The 15,047-nt window shown below is 60.8% G+C and carries 14 protein-coding genes and 1 pseudogene; 9 read left to right on the top strand and 6 right to left on the bottom strand.

The features are described 5' to 3' along the window. Nucleotides 1-331: 331 nt before the first annotated feature. Both JQC81_RS15960 and JQC81_RS15955 read right to left on the bottom strand, forming a co-directional pair. Nucleotides 332-1,312, bottom strand: a complete 981-nt coding sequence (locus JQC81_RS15960; protein WP_203272789.1) for a tripartite tricarboxylate transporter substrate-binding protein — start codon at nucleotides 1,310-1,312, stop codon at nucleotides 332-334. Nucleotides 1,313-1,364: 52 nt separating this feature from the next. Next, nucleotides 1,365-2,102, bottom strand: coding sequence for a GntR family transcriptional regulator (locus JQC81_RS15955; protein WP_203272788.1), 738 nt, complete (start codon nucleotides 2,100-2,102; stop codon nucleotides 1,365-1,367). A gap of 156 nt (nucleotides 2,103-2,258) precedes the next feature. Here JQC81_RS15955 and JQC81_RS15950 point away from each other — a divergent pair, with 156 nt between their 5' ends. The 7 genes from JQC81_RS15950 (at nucleotide 2,259) to JQC81_RS15920 (ending at nucleotide 8,617) form a co-directional block, all read left to right on the top strand. After that, entirely contained in the window at nucleotides 2,259-2,546 is a 288-nt protein-coding gene (locus tag JQC81_RS15950) for a UxaA family hydrolase (RefSeq protein ID WP_203272787.1), read from the top strand. A 5-nt stretch (nucleotides 2,547-2,551) separates the two neighbouring features. Continuing rightward, nucleotides 2,552-3,739, top strand: a complete 1,188-nt coding sequence (locus JQC81_RS15945) for a UxaA family hydrolase (RefSeq protein ID WP_203272786.1) — start codon at nucleotides 2,552-2,554, stop codon at nucleotides 3,737-3,739. 158 nt (nucleotides 3,740-3,897) lie between these two features. Next, nucleotides 3,898-4,980, top strand: coding sequence for a YeiH family protein (locus JQC81_RS15940; RefSeq protein ID WP_203272785.1), 1,083 nt, complete (start codon nucleotides 3,898-3,900; stop codon nucleotides 4,978-4,980). A 7-nt stretch (nucleotides 4,981-4,987) separates the two neighbouring features. After that, nucleotides 4,988-5,929 carry a hydroxyacid dehydrogenase gene (locus JQC81_RS15935; protein WP_203272784.1) on the top strand — a complete coding sequence of 314 codons (942 nt, stop codon included), beginning with the start codon at nucleotides 4,988-4,990 and terminating at the stop codon, nucleotides 5,927-5,929. Nucleotides 5,930-5,932: 3 nt separating this feature from the next. Further along, nucleotides 5,933-6,961 (top strand): Ldh family oxidoreductase, encoded by a 1,029-nt coding sequence (locus tag JQC81_RS15930; protein WP_203272783.1) that lies wholly within the window; start codon nucleotides 5,933-5,935, stop codon nucleotides 6,959-6,961. 51 nt (nucleotides 6,962-7,012) lie between these two features. Beyond that, the gene (locus tag JQC81_RS15925) at nucleotides 7,013-7,729 is read left to right on the top strand and encodes a sulfite exporter TauE/SafE family protein (RefSeq protein ID WP_203272782.1); all 717 of its coding nucleotides are present in this window, start codon (nucleotides 7,013-7,015) and stop codon (nucleotides 7,727-7,729) included. Between the two features lie 189 nt (nucleotides 7,730-7,918). Further along, nucleotides 7,919-8,617, top strand: coding sequence for an IS6 family transposase (locus JQC81_RS15920; RefSeq protein ID WP_203272781.1), 699 nt, complete (start codon nucleotides 7,919-7,921; stop codon nucleotides 8,615-8,617). Nucleotides 8,618-8,649: 32 nt separating this feature from the next. Here the strand turns inward: JQC81_RS15920 and JQC81_RS15915 are convergent, their stop codons facing one another. After that, entirely contained in the window at nucleotides 8,650-9,405 is a 756-nt protein-coding gene (locus JQC81_RS15915) for a competence protein CoiA family protein (RefSeq protein WP_210347183.1), read from the bottom strand. 199 nt (nucleotides 9,406-9,604) lie between these two features. Between JQC81_RS15915 and JQC81_RS15910 the strand changes: the two genes are divergently transcribed. Beyond that, nucleotides 9,605-9,760 (top strand): hypothetical protein, encoded by a 156-nt coding sequence (locus JQC81_RS15910; protein ID WP_203272779.1) that lies wholly within the window; start codon nucleotides 9,605-9,607, stop codon nucleotides 9,758-9,760. A gap of 629 nt (nucleotides 9,761-10,389) precedes the next feature. On the opposite strand, the gene JQC81_RS15905 is transcribed toward JQC81_RS15910, so the two are convergent. Then, nucleotides 10,390-11,283: a LysR family transcriptional regulator gene (locus JQC81_RS15905; protein WP_203272778.1), complete on the bottom strand. Its 894-nt coding sequence runs from the start codon at nucleotides 11,281-11,283 to the stop codon at nucleotides 10,390-10,392. Nucleotides 11,284-11,667: 384 nt separating this feature from the next. Here JQC81_RS15905 and JQC81_RS15900 point away from each other — a divergent pair, with 384 nt between their 5' ends. After that, nucleotides 11,668-12,522 carry a D-amino-acid transaminase gene (locus JQC81_RS15900; RefSeq protein ID WP_203272777.1) on the top strand — a complete coding sequence of 285 codons (855 nt, stop codon included), beginning with the start codon at nucleotides 11,668-11,670 and terminating at the stop codon, nucleotides 12,520-12,522. Between the two features lie 47 nt (nucleotides 12,523-12,569). Here JQC81_RS15900 and JQC81_RS15895 read toward each other — a convergent pair whose 3' ends face one another. Beyond that, nucleotides 12,570-14,882: a serine hydrolase gene (locus JQC81_RS15895; RefSeq protein WP_376772413.1), complete on the bottom strand. Its 2,313-nt coding sequence runs from the start codon at nucleotides 14,880-14,882 to the stop codon at nucleotides 12,570-12,572. Next, nucleotides 14,879-14,995, bottom strand: a pseudogene (locus JQC81_RS33170) (ABC transporter ATP-binding protein); the annotation flags it as partial. The pseudogene JQC81_RS33170 and the gene JQC81_RS15895, both read right to left, overlap by 4 nt. Nucleotides 14,996-15,047: the final 52 nt, after the last annotated feature.

Genomic DNA, 15,047 nt, shown 5'->3' with positions numbered 1-15,047 from the left:
GTCCATCACTGCCCAGAATGCCAGAGGCTGGATCAGGCACGCCGGCTATGCCCTACACTGAAACCAAAAGCGCTTTAGCACCTTCGGCCCTCGTGGGTGCCACATCATAACCCAGTGCTACTCGGCTCTTTGTCATTTGGGCATTTGGACTAGGAGCGGGAGCGAAAACATCAAAGCAAAAACCTTCGTCAAAGTAGTCCCCGGTTTTAAGCGGCAAACGATACTTGAGCCCTCGCGTCCAACAGGGCAAGAGCCCGCAGGAGAGCCGCGCTTGCAGAATGCCCCTCCTCTTTTCTGAGAAGGGGCTTAAAATGTGCAGACAATTAATCAGTTAGTTTGCTTGTGCAACACCAGACTTCCCGATGACGTCCTGCCAAGTCTTAACCTCTTTTTCGAACCGCTCCCGGTGCGCCTCAGGCGTACGCTCTGATGGACCAAAAACCTGTGTTCCCACATCGGCAAACCGGGCCTTGACGTTGGAATCATCCAACGCGACTTGCAGGGCCTGGTTCAGTTTCTTGACTACATCCTGCGGAACGCCCTTTGGAGCATAGAGGCCGTGCCAGATGACGAACTCAAAATCCTTGATCCCGGCCTCCTGCACGGTCGGCACGTCCTTAATTACATCGAGGCGATCCTCGGATGTGACGGCATGTGCCTTGATCGTACCACCCTGAATTTGCGGCACGGCTGTTGTGGATTGATCGCACAAGAGATCGACCTTGCCTCCCATTACATCAGTCATGGCTGGGCCGGTTCCGCGATAGGCGGCCTCAGTGAAGTTCACCCCAAGCGCCTGCTGAAGAAGCAAGTTGCACAGGTGCGAATTGGACCCGACACCTGCATGAGCGGCCGTGGTCTTGTTCCCGTCAGTCTTCAGTTTCGCGAACAGGGCTTTGCCATCGGACGCCGGATAATCCTTTCTCGTCGTTATGACCATCGGACCATAGTTCACCAAGCCTAAGGGCTCGATGTCACCCAGGGTATCATAAGCCAAGTTTTTATAGAGGGACGCCCCCGCTGCCAGGGCTACATGGTGGATGAGAAGCGTGTAGCCATCCTTCTCCGCTTTCGCGAGACGCGACGCGCCCATGGTCCCCCCCGCTCCGGCGATGTTCTCGATGATCACCTGCTCCTTAAGGGTATCGGACATAGACTGTCCGATGAGCCGTGCGATGGCGTCGCTCGGCCCTCCGGCAGCGTAGGGCACAATCAGCGTGATGTTGCGGTTCGGGTAGTCCTGCGCCATCGCTCCCTCCAAGGGGAGCATGATGGCTGTCGTTGCGATGACGGCTTGCAACAGGCGTTTCATGGCACTTCCTCCGTATGTGACTGTTGTGTTCCAGTCGATTTTTCTTCCGACCCTACCGCAGGTCGGAAAGATAGTGGATCCTGTCGGTGCGGCAGAGGGAGACGCGCCACTCGACGGGTCGTTCGTCGAGGGCAAACGCAATCCGGTCAATCCGTAGAAGCGGCGTGCCAGCATCAACCTGGAGGTAGCTTGCCTCGTCAGCTGTTGCTGCAACAGCCTTCAGTTGCTCGCTGGCGTGACCGATCGTGACGCCGAAACCTGTCGCATAGAGTTGATATAGATTGTTGGGAATCTCTCTGTTCTCAAGTTCGGGGAACAAGAAAGCCGGCAAATGGATGCGCTCCAGCACGCAGAGGCGCCCGCCGAGCATGCGCACCCGGTCGAGGACAATAATGCGCTCCTTCGGCTGACGGCCAAGCCGTCCTGCCGCCTCTTCGTGTACACCCGACGTGACGCGCAGGACTTTGCTCTCGGGGAATTCAGGCGTGCCTGAGTCGGGAAGCAGCTTGAAGAACTGGAACAGAATGCGGGCATCGTCGTGCCTCGCCACGAAAGTGCCGCGGCCCTGACGACGGACAACCAGGTTCTCCGCGGTCATCTCATCGAGTGCTTTGCGAACGGTGCCGGGGCTCACGTCGAGTTCAGCCGCAATCTCCGGCTCGCTCGGAAGGAGCTGCCCAGGCTGCCAGGTTCCGTCGGCGATCCTCTTAATCAGGATCTCCCGTACTTGGCGGTAGAGAGGGCGAAAGCCCAGCTTGAGGTCGCTTATTGCGCGCTGCGCTCGAGACATCAGAAAGGTTTCCAAAAATTAGACAACGATTTCAGTGCATTGCCACATGTAGCTATCTGTTTCGGTTCGATCCTTTGCATTTTGCCCATTGCAAACATGTCTTATATCTTATACAAGACCGGAAAAGAGGCAACCCTAAAGGCTTCAGGAGGCAACATGGGGAATCCGCATCTCCTCGTTCATGAGAAAGAGGACACGGTCGGCGTCGTCGTCGTCGAGGAATTGAAGGCAGGAACCGACATGCTGTGCGTCGTTACGCACGACAACTCGTCATTCAACCTGCAGTCCAAGATGGATGTGCCGATCGGCCACAAGATCGCGCTCGTGGACATCAAGGCTGGCGATACGATCTGGAAGTACGGCCAAGACATCGGCAAGGCCATTGCCGACATCAAGCAGGGCGAACACGTCCACGTCCACAACGTCAAGACGAAGCGGTGGTGAGTGCAATGGATCAGGCAACGGCTAATTCCAATCTGAAGTTCATGGGATGGCGCCGCGAAAACGGTCGCGTCGGCGTGCGCAATCACGTGGTCATCCTCCCACTTGATGATCTGTCCAATGCGGCCTGCGAGGCCGTGGCGAACAATATCAAAGGCACGTTGGCCCTCCCGCACGCCTACGGCCGTCTGCAATTCGGTGAGGACCTGGAGCTTCACTTCCGGACGCTCATCGGCATCGGGTCCAACCCGAATGTTGCGGCGGTCGTGGTGATCGGCATCGAGGACGGATGGACACAGCGCGTCGTTGAAGGAATCGCCAAAACCGGCAAGCCCGTGACAGGGTTCGGCATCGAGGGCACAGGCGATATCATGACCATCGCCAAGGCATCGCGCGTCGCGAAGGACTACTTGCAGTGGGCGTCCGAGCAGAAGCGTGAGGAGTGCCCGATCTCGGATCTGTGGGTTTCCACAAAATGCGGCGAGTCCGACACGACGACAGGTCTTTCATCCTGCCCCACCGTTGGCAACATGTACGACAAGCTTATCCCGCAGGGCATCTATGGCTGCTTCGGCGAGACATCCGAAATCACCGGCGCCGAGCACCTTGCCAAAGAGCGTGCGATCTCCCCGGAGGTCGGCGAGAAGTGGTACAAGATGTGGAAAGCCTATCAGGATGACGTGATTGAGGCCCATAAAACCAACGACCTCTCGGATTCGCAGCCGACGAAGGGCAATATCGCCGGCGGTCTCACGACTATCGAGGAGAAGGCCCTGGGCAATCTTGAGAAGATCGGACGCGACTGCCGCTACATCGACGCGCTTGAGCCAGCGGAGACGCCCGCTAAGGGGCCCGGCCTCTACTTCATGGACTCGTCTTCCGCGGCTGCCGAGTGCGTGACCCTGATGGCTGCCGGCGGCTACGTGGTCCACACCTTCCCGACCGGACAGGGCAACGTGATCGGCAACCCGATCGTGCCGGTGATCAAAATCACCGGAAATCCGAAGACGGTCCGCACCATGTCCGAGCACGTCGATGTCGACGTATCCGGCATCCTGCGGCGCGACATGACCATTTCCGAGGCTGGCGATGCCTTGATCGAAATGATTGTGCGGACGGCGAACGGACGTCTCACGGCCGCAGAAGCCCTGGGCCACCGTGAGTTCGTGATGACGAAGCTGTATCGGAGCGCCTGACCGGGCGTATGGGAGGCGAGGGACGACGCTCCCTCGCCTCCGAGACTTTATTGTGCATCGTGTGGCGCAGAAGCTATCGCGCCGCCACGCAGGACACGTGCCGTCCCATGTCACGCACGTTCGTTCACGATCCCGCTTGCGCGAGCCGAGACGCTACGATGAGCCGAACGATTGAGGCCCTTCCTTCCTTATCCGAGCGTACGCAGCTCGTGGCACGCCGCCTCGGCCCTGGAATTGCGCTTGCCGCAGGGGTGGCAGTTGCGGCATTCCTCACTGAGCCCGTCATCGCGCAGATCATTGCTGTCGCGACCGGCAGTGGCTACAAACTGCCAGCCATCGTCATAGCGCTTGTGATCGGTATCGCACTCAACGGAGTTGCGGCTGCCCCTAGATTTGAGCCGGGGCTGACATGGTGCGTGAAAAAGCTCCTGCGCATTGCCATCGGTCTTCTCGGTCTGCGCATCGCCTTCAGCGATATCATCGGCCTCGGATTGGCTCCAGCCCTGCTGGTAGTGGCTTCCATGGTGCTGACCGTGGTGTCAGGCGTGTGGTTGTCACGCCTGTTCCGGGCGGGAGATGGCTACGGTGTTCTCGCCGGAGCCGCGACAGCGGTCTGCGGCGCCTCTGCGACGCTGGCGACGGCTACCGTCGTGCCGAACTATCCTCAGAAGGGGGCAGACGTCGCCTTCACGGTGATCGCCGCCAATGCGGTCTCGACCCTCGTCATGATCGCTTATCCACCACTCTGCGCCCTTCTCGGCTTTGATCCGCAAACAACGGGCATCATGCTGGGCGCTACGATCCACGACATGGCCCAGGTGGTCGGCGCTGGTTATGCGGTGTCCGAGCCCGTCGGGAACACCGCTGTGATCGTCAAGCTCTTTCGCGTGTTCCTTCTGCTCCCGGCAGTTCTCCTTATCGGCCTGTGGTACACTCGTACCGGTGTGGTACATGAATCCGCTAAGGTCCCGGTGCCGGTCTTTGCTTTGGTCTTCCTCGGCCTCTGCGTGGTCAATAGCCTCATGTCTGTCGTGCCTGCGCTCGCGCCCGTGTACGGGCCCCTCAAGGCCATCCTGCTGCAGGTTTCCACATGGGGCATGCTCATCGCCATCGCGGCGCTGGGTCTCGGGACGTCCCTGGCTTCACTGCTGAAAATTGGCTGGCGTCACATCGCGATATTCGCCGGTACGACATTCGTCATTCTATCGGCTGTGACCGGCGGCCTTCTCGCATTCTCGTGAGGTAAAAATGCCCGATATTATCATCACCGAGTTCATGGACGAGGAGGCCATCCGACAAGGTCTTGCAGGCTTCGACGTCCTCTACGATCCGAAGCTCGCTGATCGTAGAGGCGAGCTGATCGAGACTGTCGCGGACGCGCGCGCCCTCATCGTTCGGAACCGGACGCAGGTTCGAGAGAGGCTGCTCTCCGCCGCCCCCAAGCTCACTGTCGTCGGTCGGCTCGGGGTCGGCCTCGACAACATCGATGTGGAAGCCTGCAAGGCTCGCAACGTTGCCGTCTTTCCGGCAACGGGTGCCAACGATGTGTCGGTTGCGGAATACGTCATCACCACGGCGATGTTGCTCCTGCGCAATGCCTACGGAGCGACTGCGGCTGTCGCACAGGGATTTTGGCCGCGCAGCGACCTGATCGGGCGCGAGATCTCTGGCAAGCGGCTTGGCTTGGTGGGGTTTGGCGCCATTGCGAAGGAAACCGCAAAGCGCGCTGCCGCACTCGGCATGACGATTGCGGCTTACGACCCTTATGTGCCTCCGACCAGCCCTGCCTGGGACCAGCCCTGGGGCCGGGCTGAGCCGTTGCCGCTCGACGCGCTCATTGAAACATCGGATGTCATCTCGCTGCACGTGCCGCTGACCGTGGAGACACGTAATCTCATGGACGCGGCCATGCTGGCGCGAATGAGGCCGAATGCAATCCTGATCAACGCCGCACGCGGCGGCATCGTGGATGAGAACGCTCTCGCTGAAGCTCTGCGCGCTGGCCGTCTCGGCGGCGCCGCGCTCGATGTTTTTGAGGAGGAGCCGCTATCCTCTTCGCGCGGCGCGGTCTTCGAAGGATGTCCCCGGTTGGTGCTCACGCCCCACATTGCGGGCGTAACGCAGGAGTCCAACACTCGTGTCTCCTGGCTTACCGTCGAGAACGTGCGCCGCCACCTCGAGAGAGCTTGAAACATGCCGAATATTTCCATTGCCGAGGCCGAGGATCTCGTCAGCGGTGCGCTCGTGCGGTGCCGAACTAGTGAGGACAATGCTCGCTCCGTTGCCCGGGCACTCGTCGCCGCCGAAGCTGATGGCCTGAAAGGGCACGGCCTGTCCCGAGTCGAGACGTATGCGAAACAGGCAAAGGTCGGGAAGGTCGATGGCTTTGCAACACCCACGGCCGAGGTGACCGCGCCTTCGGTTCTCGCCATCGATGCAGCGCACGGCTTCGCCTACCCGGCCCTCGATCTAGCCGTGTCCCGCCTGCCGGATCTTGCACGCGGCCAAGGGATCGCCACGGCGGCGATCCGGCGCTCCCATCATTGTGGTGCGGCAGGCCACACAGTTGAGCGTTTGGCAGAAGCAGGACTCGTGGCGCTTTTGTTCGCCAACACGCCAGCGGCTATTGCGCCCTGGGGTGGTTCCGTCGGAGTCTTCGGTACGAACCCGATTGCATTCGCGTGCCCGCTGCCGGAGCGCGAACCAGTTGTCGTCGACCTCTCCCTGTCGAAAGTGGCCCGTGGCAATATTCTAGCGGCAAAGCAGAAGGGTGAGCGAATCCCGGATGACTGGGCGCTTGACGCCGACGGTCGTGCAACGACTGATCCCGACGCAGCGCTTAAGGGGACCATGCTGCCCCTCGGCGAGGCTAAAGGGACGGCGCTTGCTCTCATGGTGGAACTGTTGGCGGCAGGTATGACGGGGGCAAACTTCGCTGCGGACGCATCCTCGTTCCTTGATGTAGAGGGGTCCCCGCCGGGCACCGGTCAGCTCCTCCTGGCCTTCAACCCGGCTGCCCTCGGCGGCGAAAGAGTACTCGCTCATTGCGGACGCCTTGCGGCCGCGATCGAGGCTCAGCCGGGGACCCGGCTGCCAGGCTCGCGCCGCCTCGGCTTGCGCAGGAAGAGCCGGCAAGACGGGCTTGCTGTTCCCGACACATTCATCACGAGCATCGAGGAGTTATGTGGCAGTTCCGCAGCGGAGCCGGGGGTACGTAGATAGGCTCGCTAGGCGCTCCTGATGCAGACTAAACCATAAAACCCGATTATTATCATGAGCATGGCCGTCCTCCTCATTGCGGCAGTTACTGTTGCGGCGGCATCGTTCGTGCAGGGTACCATCGGGGTCGGCTTTGCTATGATTGTGGTGCCAGTTCTGGCACTCCTTGCTCCGGAAACCCTTCCAGTCTGCGTGCTCATTCTGATGATCCCACTGAACGTATACGTGGTCTGGCGCGAGCATGGTGCCCTTGATTGGCGCGGCACAGGCTGGATTACGGCCGGCCGGATTGTTGGGACATTCTTTGGACTTGCCGTGCTGCTCACGCTGGCACCGCACCATCTTGGGTTGCTTGTGGGCGCCGCAACCGTTCTAGCTGCGGCTGTGACGCTCTCCCGGCCCGCGTTTGCACCAAGTTCTCGGGCTTTCCTGACCGCAGGGCTCGTCACCGGTGTTACGGAAACCGCCACCGGTATTGGTGGGCCGCCCCTAGCTCTGGTGTATCAGCATCAACCTGGCCCAGTTATACGCGCCACAATTGCCATGTGCTTTCTGATCGGGCAGTTTGTGTCTTTAGGCGTTCTTTTAGCGGCAGGACGGATGAGTTTTAGTCAGCTGTCGAGCGCAGTTTTGCTCGTGCCGGCAGTGATTGTAGGTGCCCTCGCTAGCCATCTCGTCCACCGGCGAGTGGAGGGGGAGATGCTCCGTTTTGCCATGATGGCATTCGCTGTCGTATCAGGCGTAATTCTCGTCGTGCACGGTCTTACCTGAGAGGGTTTGAACGGATCCGCCGCAAACTCTTTGTTTCAGAATTTCAGCTACTGAGGCCGTGGTCACAGTGGCGGATGACGCGGTGTTCAAGGGCAGGCCTTTTGATCGATCCGTGATCCTGCTCTGCGTGGCTCCGTTGCATTAACCCTGGCGGTTTACAAGATGGCGGCCATCTAAGGAGCCGCTCCGTTGTCCCTGTTCAAGCGCCGCCGTTTTCCAGTCGAGATCATCCTGCTGTGCGTGCGCTGGTACTGCAAGTACGGGATCAGCTATCGTGATCTGGCCGAAATGATGCAGGAACGTCATGTCGCCGTCGACCCATCTACCATCTTCCGCTGGGTTCAACGCTATGCCCCAGAGCTTGAGAAGCGGGTGCGACCCTACCAGGGACATCGATCAGGCTCATGGCGCGTGGATGAGACCTATGTGCGAGTGGGCGGGCGCTGGTTGTACTTGTTTCGAGCGGTCGACAAACGTGGTCGTCTGATTGCCTCCATGCTGTCCGGCCGGCGAGATACCGGAGCGGCGTATCGCTTCCTGCGCAAAGCCCTGAGGGTGGTGAGCGACTATCCTCCCTCATCCATCACGACCGACAAACTGGCATCCTATCCGAAGGCCATCCGACGCTTGCAGGACGAAGGGCTGCTGCCGCAGGATGTCGAACATCGCACCTCGAAATATATGAATAACATCATTGAGGCGGATCACGGCGCGCTCAAGCGGATGATCCGGCCGACGCGAGGCTTCCAGACGATGAAAACCGCCGCCGTGACCCTCATGGGCTTCGAAACCATGCGCATGATCCGCCGCGGTCACTGGATCCAGCGAAAACGTCAGGCGACAGGCGAAGTTCGTCTCGTCAATCAGCTCTTCGGTCTAGCACCCTGAATGATCTGATCGACGGGGTTCGGTTTGAAGTTTCAAGTTACTGCAACGGTGCCCACGGTATGAGCCAAGTGACGGCCGGCGATCCGGTCGTACGCCACGCAGGTAGTCCGCATGGAGCGGACCTCCGCACAGGCTGCCAAGTAGGCTTTCCGTAAGGGAGCGGCTGCCCGGGCCAGGACCTGATCGCGCTCACAGGCTCGTCTCTCCCACTCGGCTTGGGCCGCGCGGACCTTGGGGTTGTGCAGCCATTTCCGGGGAGCCACGGTGAGGATGGCCTCTTCGAGGTCCGCGCGGGAGGTGTCCCGAGGCAATCCGGACAAGTCAATCTCGATGGCGGCCACATCCATGGCCGCAATCCTGGCGATCTTCGCCTCATCACAGGCATGCGTGACCAGAAACTCGACCAGGAGGGGACGCTCACCCTTGCGGACAATCACATCGGGAACGATCGCTCCGAGCCTGCTCTCCAGGAGGGCAGCATCGAAGCGGAAAATCCCTCCTGGGTATCCGACCCATTTGCCTGGACCCTCGCCAACCACCAAGGGCGGGAGCTCGAGCTCAAGCCGGCGGGCGAGCACCTCCTTGGCAAACTTGTGCAGAGCCGTTTCCGGCCCGGTCTGGCAGGGCCGACTATCCTCAACCCCATAGTGCCCGAAGTGATGGTCTTGCTTACCACCCTTGCGGGCCACGAGAGGGGTGCCGCATCCTGGGCAGATGCAGCTGCACTCAAGACCGGACGAGACCTCTGAGATGTGAGCCATAGTGCCGTCCGCCCGCTCGCCGAACACGAGGCTCTCCCGCCCGTCACGACAAGCGAAGCTGGTCAGAGGCAGTACCTTGGGAGACGTTGATGACTGCTCTAGGCTCATTGGGCGCGAAGCAAGCTCACAAGGCTTAAGGCGATGGACTGGAAACATAGCGATCGGCGAAACAGTGCCGGACTCTAGCTGGTGAGGGCACACGATGCCAATCGCTCAGGAGAAGCTCATGGAGGAAGCACCCGAGAGCCTGCCCTCCAGCGCCAGCAGCGTCGCACAGGTCTACCCTGACGTCTGGAAGGCCTTCGCCGCCCTCAGGCAGACCTGTTCTGAGGCAAGGCCTCGTGCTGGCATGGGTAGCCCCATCGTCAGCGAGCGTGATTAGCCACTCGCCCGCATAGGTCACCAGAGCGCCATGCTTGTCCAGAAACGCGATGAGCGTCCCTCAAGAGCAAGTCTCATTGATTTTTCGATTGGGCTTGGTCCAAGTCTAAACATCGTCAATGGCGAGATTGACGACACGACGCGGGCGACCCAACAGCCCAATCACAGATTCTCTATCACTGAGGCGTGCAAGCAGGATTCGCTCGACCCAGGCTTCAGGCAGGCACTGAACTTGAGCGCGTCGTCAAGGTCGTCCGGAATGTCAGGCCGTGCTGCCATCGGGGCGGCGGCCGCCAGAGCTGCCAGGACGGGCTCGGCCATCTCTGCGCGAACTGTCACCGAGAGGTCGTCTCAGGACGAATCCTTCAGGCCTGCCCGACGCAGCTCACGGGCGATCGCCCGTGAGCTGATTGACCGCGGAGAGGGCGAGTTGTCAGAATACTGTCCTTGCCACAAGGGCTGCTTACATGTCGTGAGCGGAAATTCATGAAAGGTATGGGATTTCTCAGTTTGACCCAGACCGGACAGTACCTTGGTAAAGCAGTATTATGATCGTTTGGATCTATCTGGCAGTTTTATTGGATAAACAAAGTCGGCCATCGTTACTGCGGATTGCTGTTTGTCGGACGATCAGGCTTCGAGCAGGTTCCAAAAGCGTCTGACGATCGGGCGGTCATTCGCAAGAAAGCGGTAAAGACGAACATCGACACTTAGATCCCAAGATGGATCTCCGGCTCGCACGATGCGCTTGGCAGCCAAGTCGTCCACGATGATGCTCTCTGGAATCCAGGCAAGACCCCAACCAGCGAGGGCCATGGCCTTCAAGCCCTCGGACATGGTGTTCTCGTAGATCGTGGTACGTTCCAGCGGACGTTGCTCGAACAGACTCGTCAGCGCGTGTCCGAAGAAGGCGCCTGGGCCATAGGCTAGGTAGCGGACCGGTTTGCTGCCCTCCTCGATCCGGTGGAGGGCGCGGCCTTCCGGATCCGGTGCTGATACGGGAATGATGTTCTCCCGGCCCAAGGTTTTGTAGGCAAATCGCGCCTCATCAATCATGATCGGTACGGCAGGGTGGGCATAGATGAGTAGGAAGTCGCTTTCCCCCTCCGTGAGCGAGTTTATGAAACCCTCCATGCTGCTGTTGTCGGCGCTCAGGCGTGTCGAGAGTGCGCCGAACCGCGGCTCGATGCCCTGGAGCCAGCGCGGGAAAAACGTGATCGAGAGGGTGTGGAGCGCTGCAAAACTGAGCGTGTTGGCTTTGATGCCCTGGCTTCCTCGAACGTCATTGCGCGTCCGGTAGAGATTGGCGACAACCTCCTGCGCGACCGGAAGGAAGTCCTGCCCCGCCTGAGTGAGATGAGCCGGAAAAGTGGCGCGGTCGACCAGGGGAACGCCCATCCAGGTTTCGAGCTGCTTGATGCGCCGGCTGAAGGCGGATTGCGTGACGTGGCGCTCTTCAGCCGCCCGCGAGAAGCTCAAGGTGCTCGCAAGGCTGATGAAGTCCTCTAGCCACTTGATTTCCATGCCTTACTCCGAGTGCGGACGATGGGTGCCTCACGGTTCACCAGGCCAGTCCGTGACGTTTCCCGGCGGAGCTGGCTGCCAGCTGCGACGGACGGTCCTGATGAGCCCCGCACACTACCTAAGTCGAACTGGCTTGCAAACGCGACAGACTCCGGCGGCAATCGAAACGTTGTAAACTGACGACCTTGAGCCTATGCGGGACCCGCATGAAGTAGTTCGCAATACGAATTGGGCAAAGTCGGAAGCAATCCTTAAAGATCCTCGCGACAAAGCCTCTCCGCTTTCAAAGGGGAGTGGTCAGCGCCTTTACGAAGAGGCGGACATTATCTGTGTGAGCACAACTCGGAACCGGGTTGACTTGGTAAAAGTGAGGAGACGGCGAACTTGAGCCGCATTGCCTATGTGAATGGAGAGTTCCTGCCACTCGACGAGGCCCGCATATCGATCCTCGATCGCGGGTTCCTATTCGCTGACGGGATCTACGAGGTTTCAGCGGTGCTCGATGGCAAGCTCGTCGACAACGAGGCGCATCTCATCCGGCTGGCCCGCTCCGTCAGGGAGATTGCCCTTCTTCTGCCGGAGACCCTGGAGCGCATCGAGGAAATCCAGAAGGAACTCATCGCCCGCAATGATCTCGTCGAAGGGGTGGTCTATCTGCAGGTAACCCGTGGCGCGGCCGACCGAGACTTCGCCTTTCCGAAGGGTGTGAAGCCGAGCCTCGTTATGTTCACCCAGGTCAAGAACATCGTCGATTCTCCGGCAGCCCAGAACGGCATTGCGGTGAAAACCCTGCCTGATATTCGCTGGGCCCGGCGCGACATCAAGAGCGTGGCTCTCCTGGCTCAGGTTCTCGCCAAGCAGGCTGCGGCGGAAGCCGGCTGTCAGGAAGCCTGGATGGTTGAGGATGGGCTGATCACGGAAGGTGGCTCGTCGACCGCCTTCATCGTGACCCGAGATGATGTGATCGTCACGCGGCCCAATTCCAACGCCATTCTGCCGGGCTGCACGCGCAAGGCCCTGATCGCCCTGGCCGAGGAGCGCCAGATCCGCATCGAGGAGAGGGCTTTCTCCGTTGAGGAGGCGCGGGCCGCCAAGGAATCCTTCATCACCAGCGCTTCGAGCTTCCTGCAGTCCGTGGTGACGATCGATGGCACTCCGGTGGGCGACGGCAAGCCGGGTCCGGTCGCAAAGCGTCTGCGGGAGATCTATATCGACTTCGCGCGCACCACCTCGCGGTGAATCAGGAAGGGAGGTCTCCGCGGCCCGGCCGAAGAGATCCCCCTTCTTCAGGCTGCCCGTTCGAACTGGATCACGCGGCTGCGGTTCAGGAACAGCCCCACACGGTTGCCCTTGAAGACGAGGCTGGAGCGTTTCGTCCAGGGGCCGTCCTTGCCGTCCATGAGAAGCCGGTTGCTGCCCAGAGATGAGAGTGGCGCGCTCGTCCGGGCTGGACCGATGCCCATCTCAAGCCTGTCGCCCCTGATCTCAAAGTCCGAGTGATAGGCCGGGCACACCCAATGCCCTTGAACACGCGACAGGCAATCGTCGGGCCGGACAAGGGCGAAGCGGTGCGCGGCATGGCCGATCTCGCCCTCGACAGCCCCGCCCGTCCAGCGCAGGCGCATCGGCATGTGAGCCGAAAGGGAAACGGACCATCCATCCTCGCCCTCATAGAGGGTCTCTCCGGCTCCAAGGAATGTCGCGGCGCCATCCTTCATCTCGAGCCAGAACGGTCCCTCCTCGGTCGCATAAAGTCCATCGGGAATGCGCGTGCTGCGCGCGGGAAGGGCCTCCCCGAGCAGCGCCGCCATCACCTGGAGGGCTAGCCCTGAGGGTAGTGTGTCCTCGCGATTTGAGACGACCGCAACGCCTGCCCGACGCTGCGGGTCGATAAGGAAGTAGTTCTTGTAGCCTGCATGGGCGCCGCCATGCCCGACCAGACGATTGCCGCCAATCTGCGACCAGGCGAGGCCGAGCCCGTACTGGGTTGGCCGTCCAGCCGTAAGGTACCGGGGGGCAGCGAGGCGCTCGAGCCAGCCTGCGTCGGGGCCTCTGTTGCCCAGGAGCGCCTGCAGCCAGATCGTAAGATCGCGCGCGCTCCCGGTCAGGCTGCCGGACGCCGAGAGATGCAGTCCGGCATTTCCGAGCTGCCAGCCATGTTCGGAGCGCCAATAACCCGGAACCAAGCCGGGCACGGGGTCGAACCACGATTCGGGAGCATGAAAGGCGATTCCGAGGGGACGGGAGATCCGCTCCTGCACCATCTCGTCGAACAGCACGCCTTTATTCTTCAGAGCGGCCTCAATGAGGCGGTAGCCCGTGTTGGAATAGGAAATCTCCTGACCTGCCGGGAAATTCAGCTCTCCGAGGCTGTCAAGAAAGTCCAGTATCGGCTGCGCCTCCGTTGCGGTGTGAACGGAAAGCCCCAGGAGCGAGAGCGTGTCGCGCACATCGGGCAGTCCGCCCGTCATGTCAAGGGCACGTCCGACGGTCACATCCGCCATGGAACCGCGCAGGCCCGGCAGGTGGGAGCCCAGTCGATCGTCAAGACCGATCTTGTCGTCATGGCGCAGGGCCATGGCGGCGAAGATGTGCTTGGTGATCGATGCGTAGCGCACCACGCTGTGGGCCGAGAACGGAACGCCTGTGGCGAGACTTTCTAGGCCGCCGCAGGATTCCACCCGGATGTCGTTCTCGTCGAAGATCACGATCGCGCCGCCGGGGCCAGCCTCCTGCCTCCAGGCATCCGCGATCTTCGCCGCCGTTTCCGCGGCCGATGACCAGTGCAATTCGAACAAAGCAAAAGACATGATTATATCCTGAACCGAAAGAGAGGGATGGCGTACGCAAGAAGCGGGCTCACGCGACCTCTTCGAGATCGACGCTGAGCGCGCGCAGCTGCGACGTGTGCGGTGATGGATCCTAGCGGCGCTCAGGTCTTCTGCGCTCAGCTGCTCGACCATTTCGCCGCTGATCATGACGCCGACCTGCGGGCAGAGATGCGTGACGACGGCAAGGTTATGGCTCACGAGGACATAGGTCAGGCGGCGCCTCTCCCGGAGATCGGCGAGGAGATTCAGGATTTCCGCCTGGACCGACACATCGAGGGCGCTGGTCGGTTCGTCGAGAAGCAGGATTTCCGGCTCGGCGATCAGCGCCCTCGCGATCGCGACGCGCTGACGCTGGCCGCCGGAGAGCTGATGCGGATAGCGGAAGCGCACGGTACTCGGCAACGCGACTTCGGCCAGAACCTCCTCGATACGTGCTTCGATCTCGCCGATCCCGTGCACGAGCAGGGGCTCGCTCAGGATGCGGTCGATGGTCAGGCGGGGGTGCAGAGAGCCGTAGGGGTCCTGAAAGACCATCTGCACCTTCCGGAAGAACGCGCGGTCGCGGCGGGGTTTCATGGTCTCGCCCTCGATCACGATGCGTCCTGACCATTCGGCATTCAGGCCGGAGATGGCACGAAGGACGGTCGACTTGCCGGAGCCACTCTCCCCGACGACGCCGAAGCTCCCCCCGGCGGGAACATGGAACGAAACGCCCTTGACCACCTCGTTGCTGCCGAAACGGACGAGCAAGCTGTCAACGTCGATCATGATTGAAGCCATGCTGCGTCGCGGCTGAGGACCGGCAGACGTGGGTTGGGATGGATGAGAGAAGGCAGGCAGTTGAGCAGGCCGCGCGTATAGGGGTGCTTTGCCTGAGCGAGGGTGTTCGGAGCCCCTCTGCCTGGGCAGGAGCCTATACGGCCCGGGTTTTGC

The organism is Microvirga arabica (assembly GCF_016811235.1).
Classification (GTDB): domain Bacteria; phylum Pseudomonadota; class Alphaproteobacteria; order Rhizobiales; family Beijerinckiaceae; genus Microvirga; species Microvirga arabica.
This window is presented reverse-complemented; position numbering and strand designations above follow the sequence as displayed.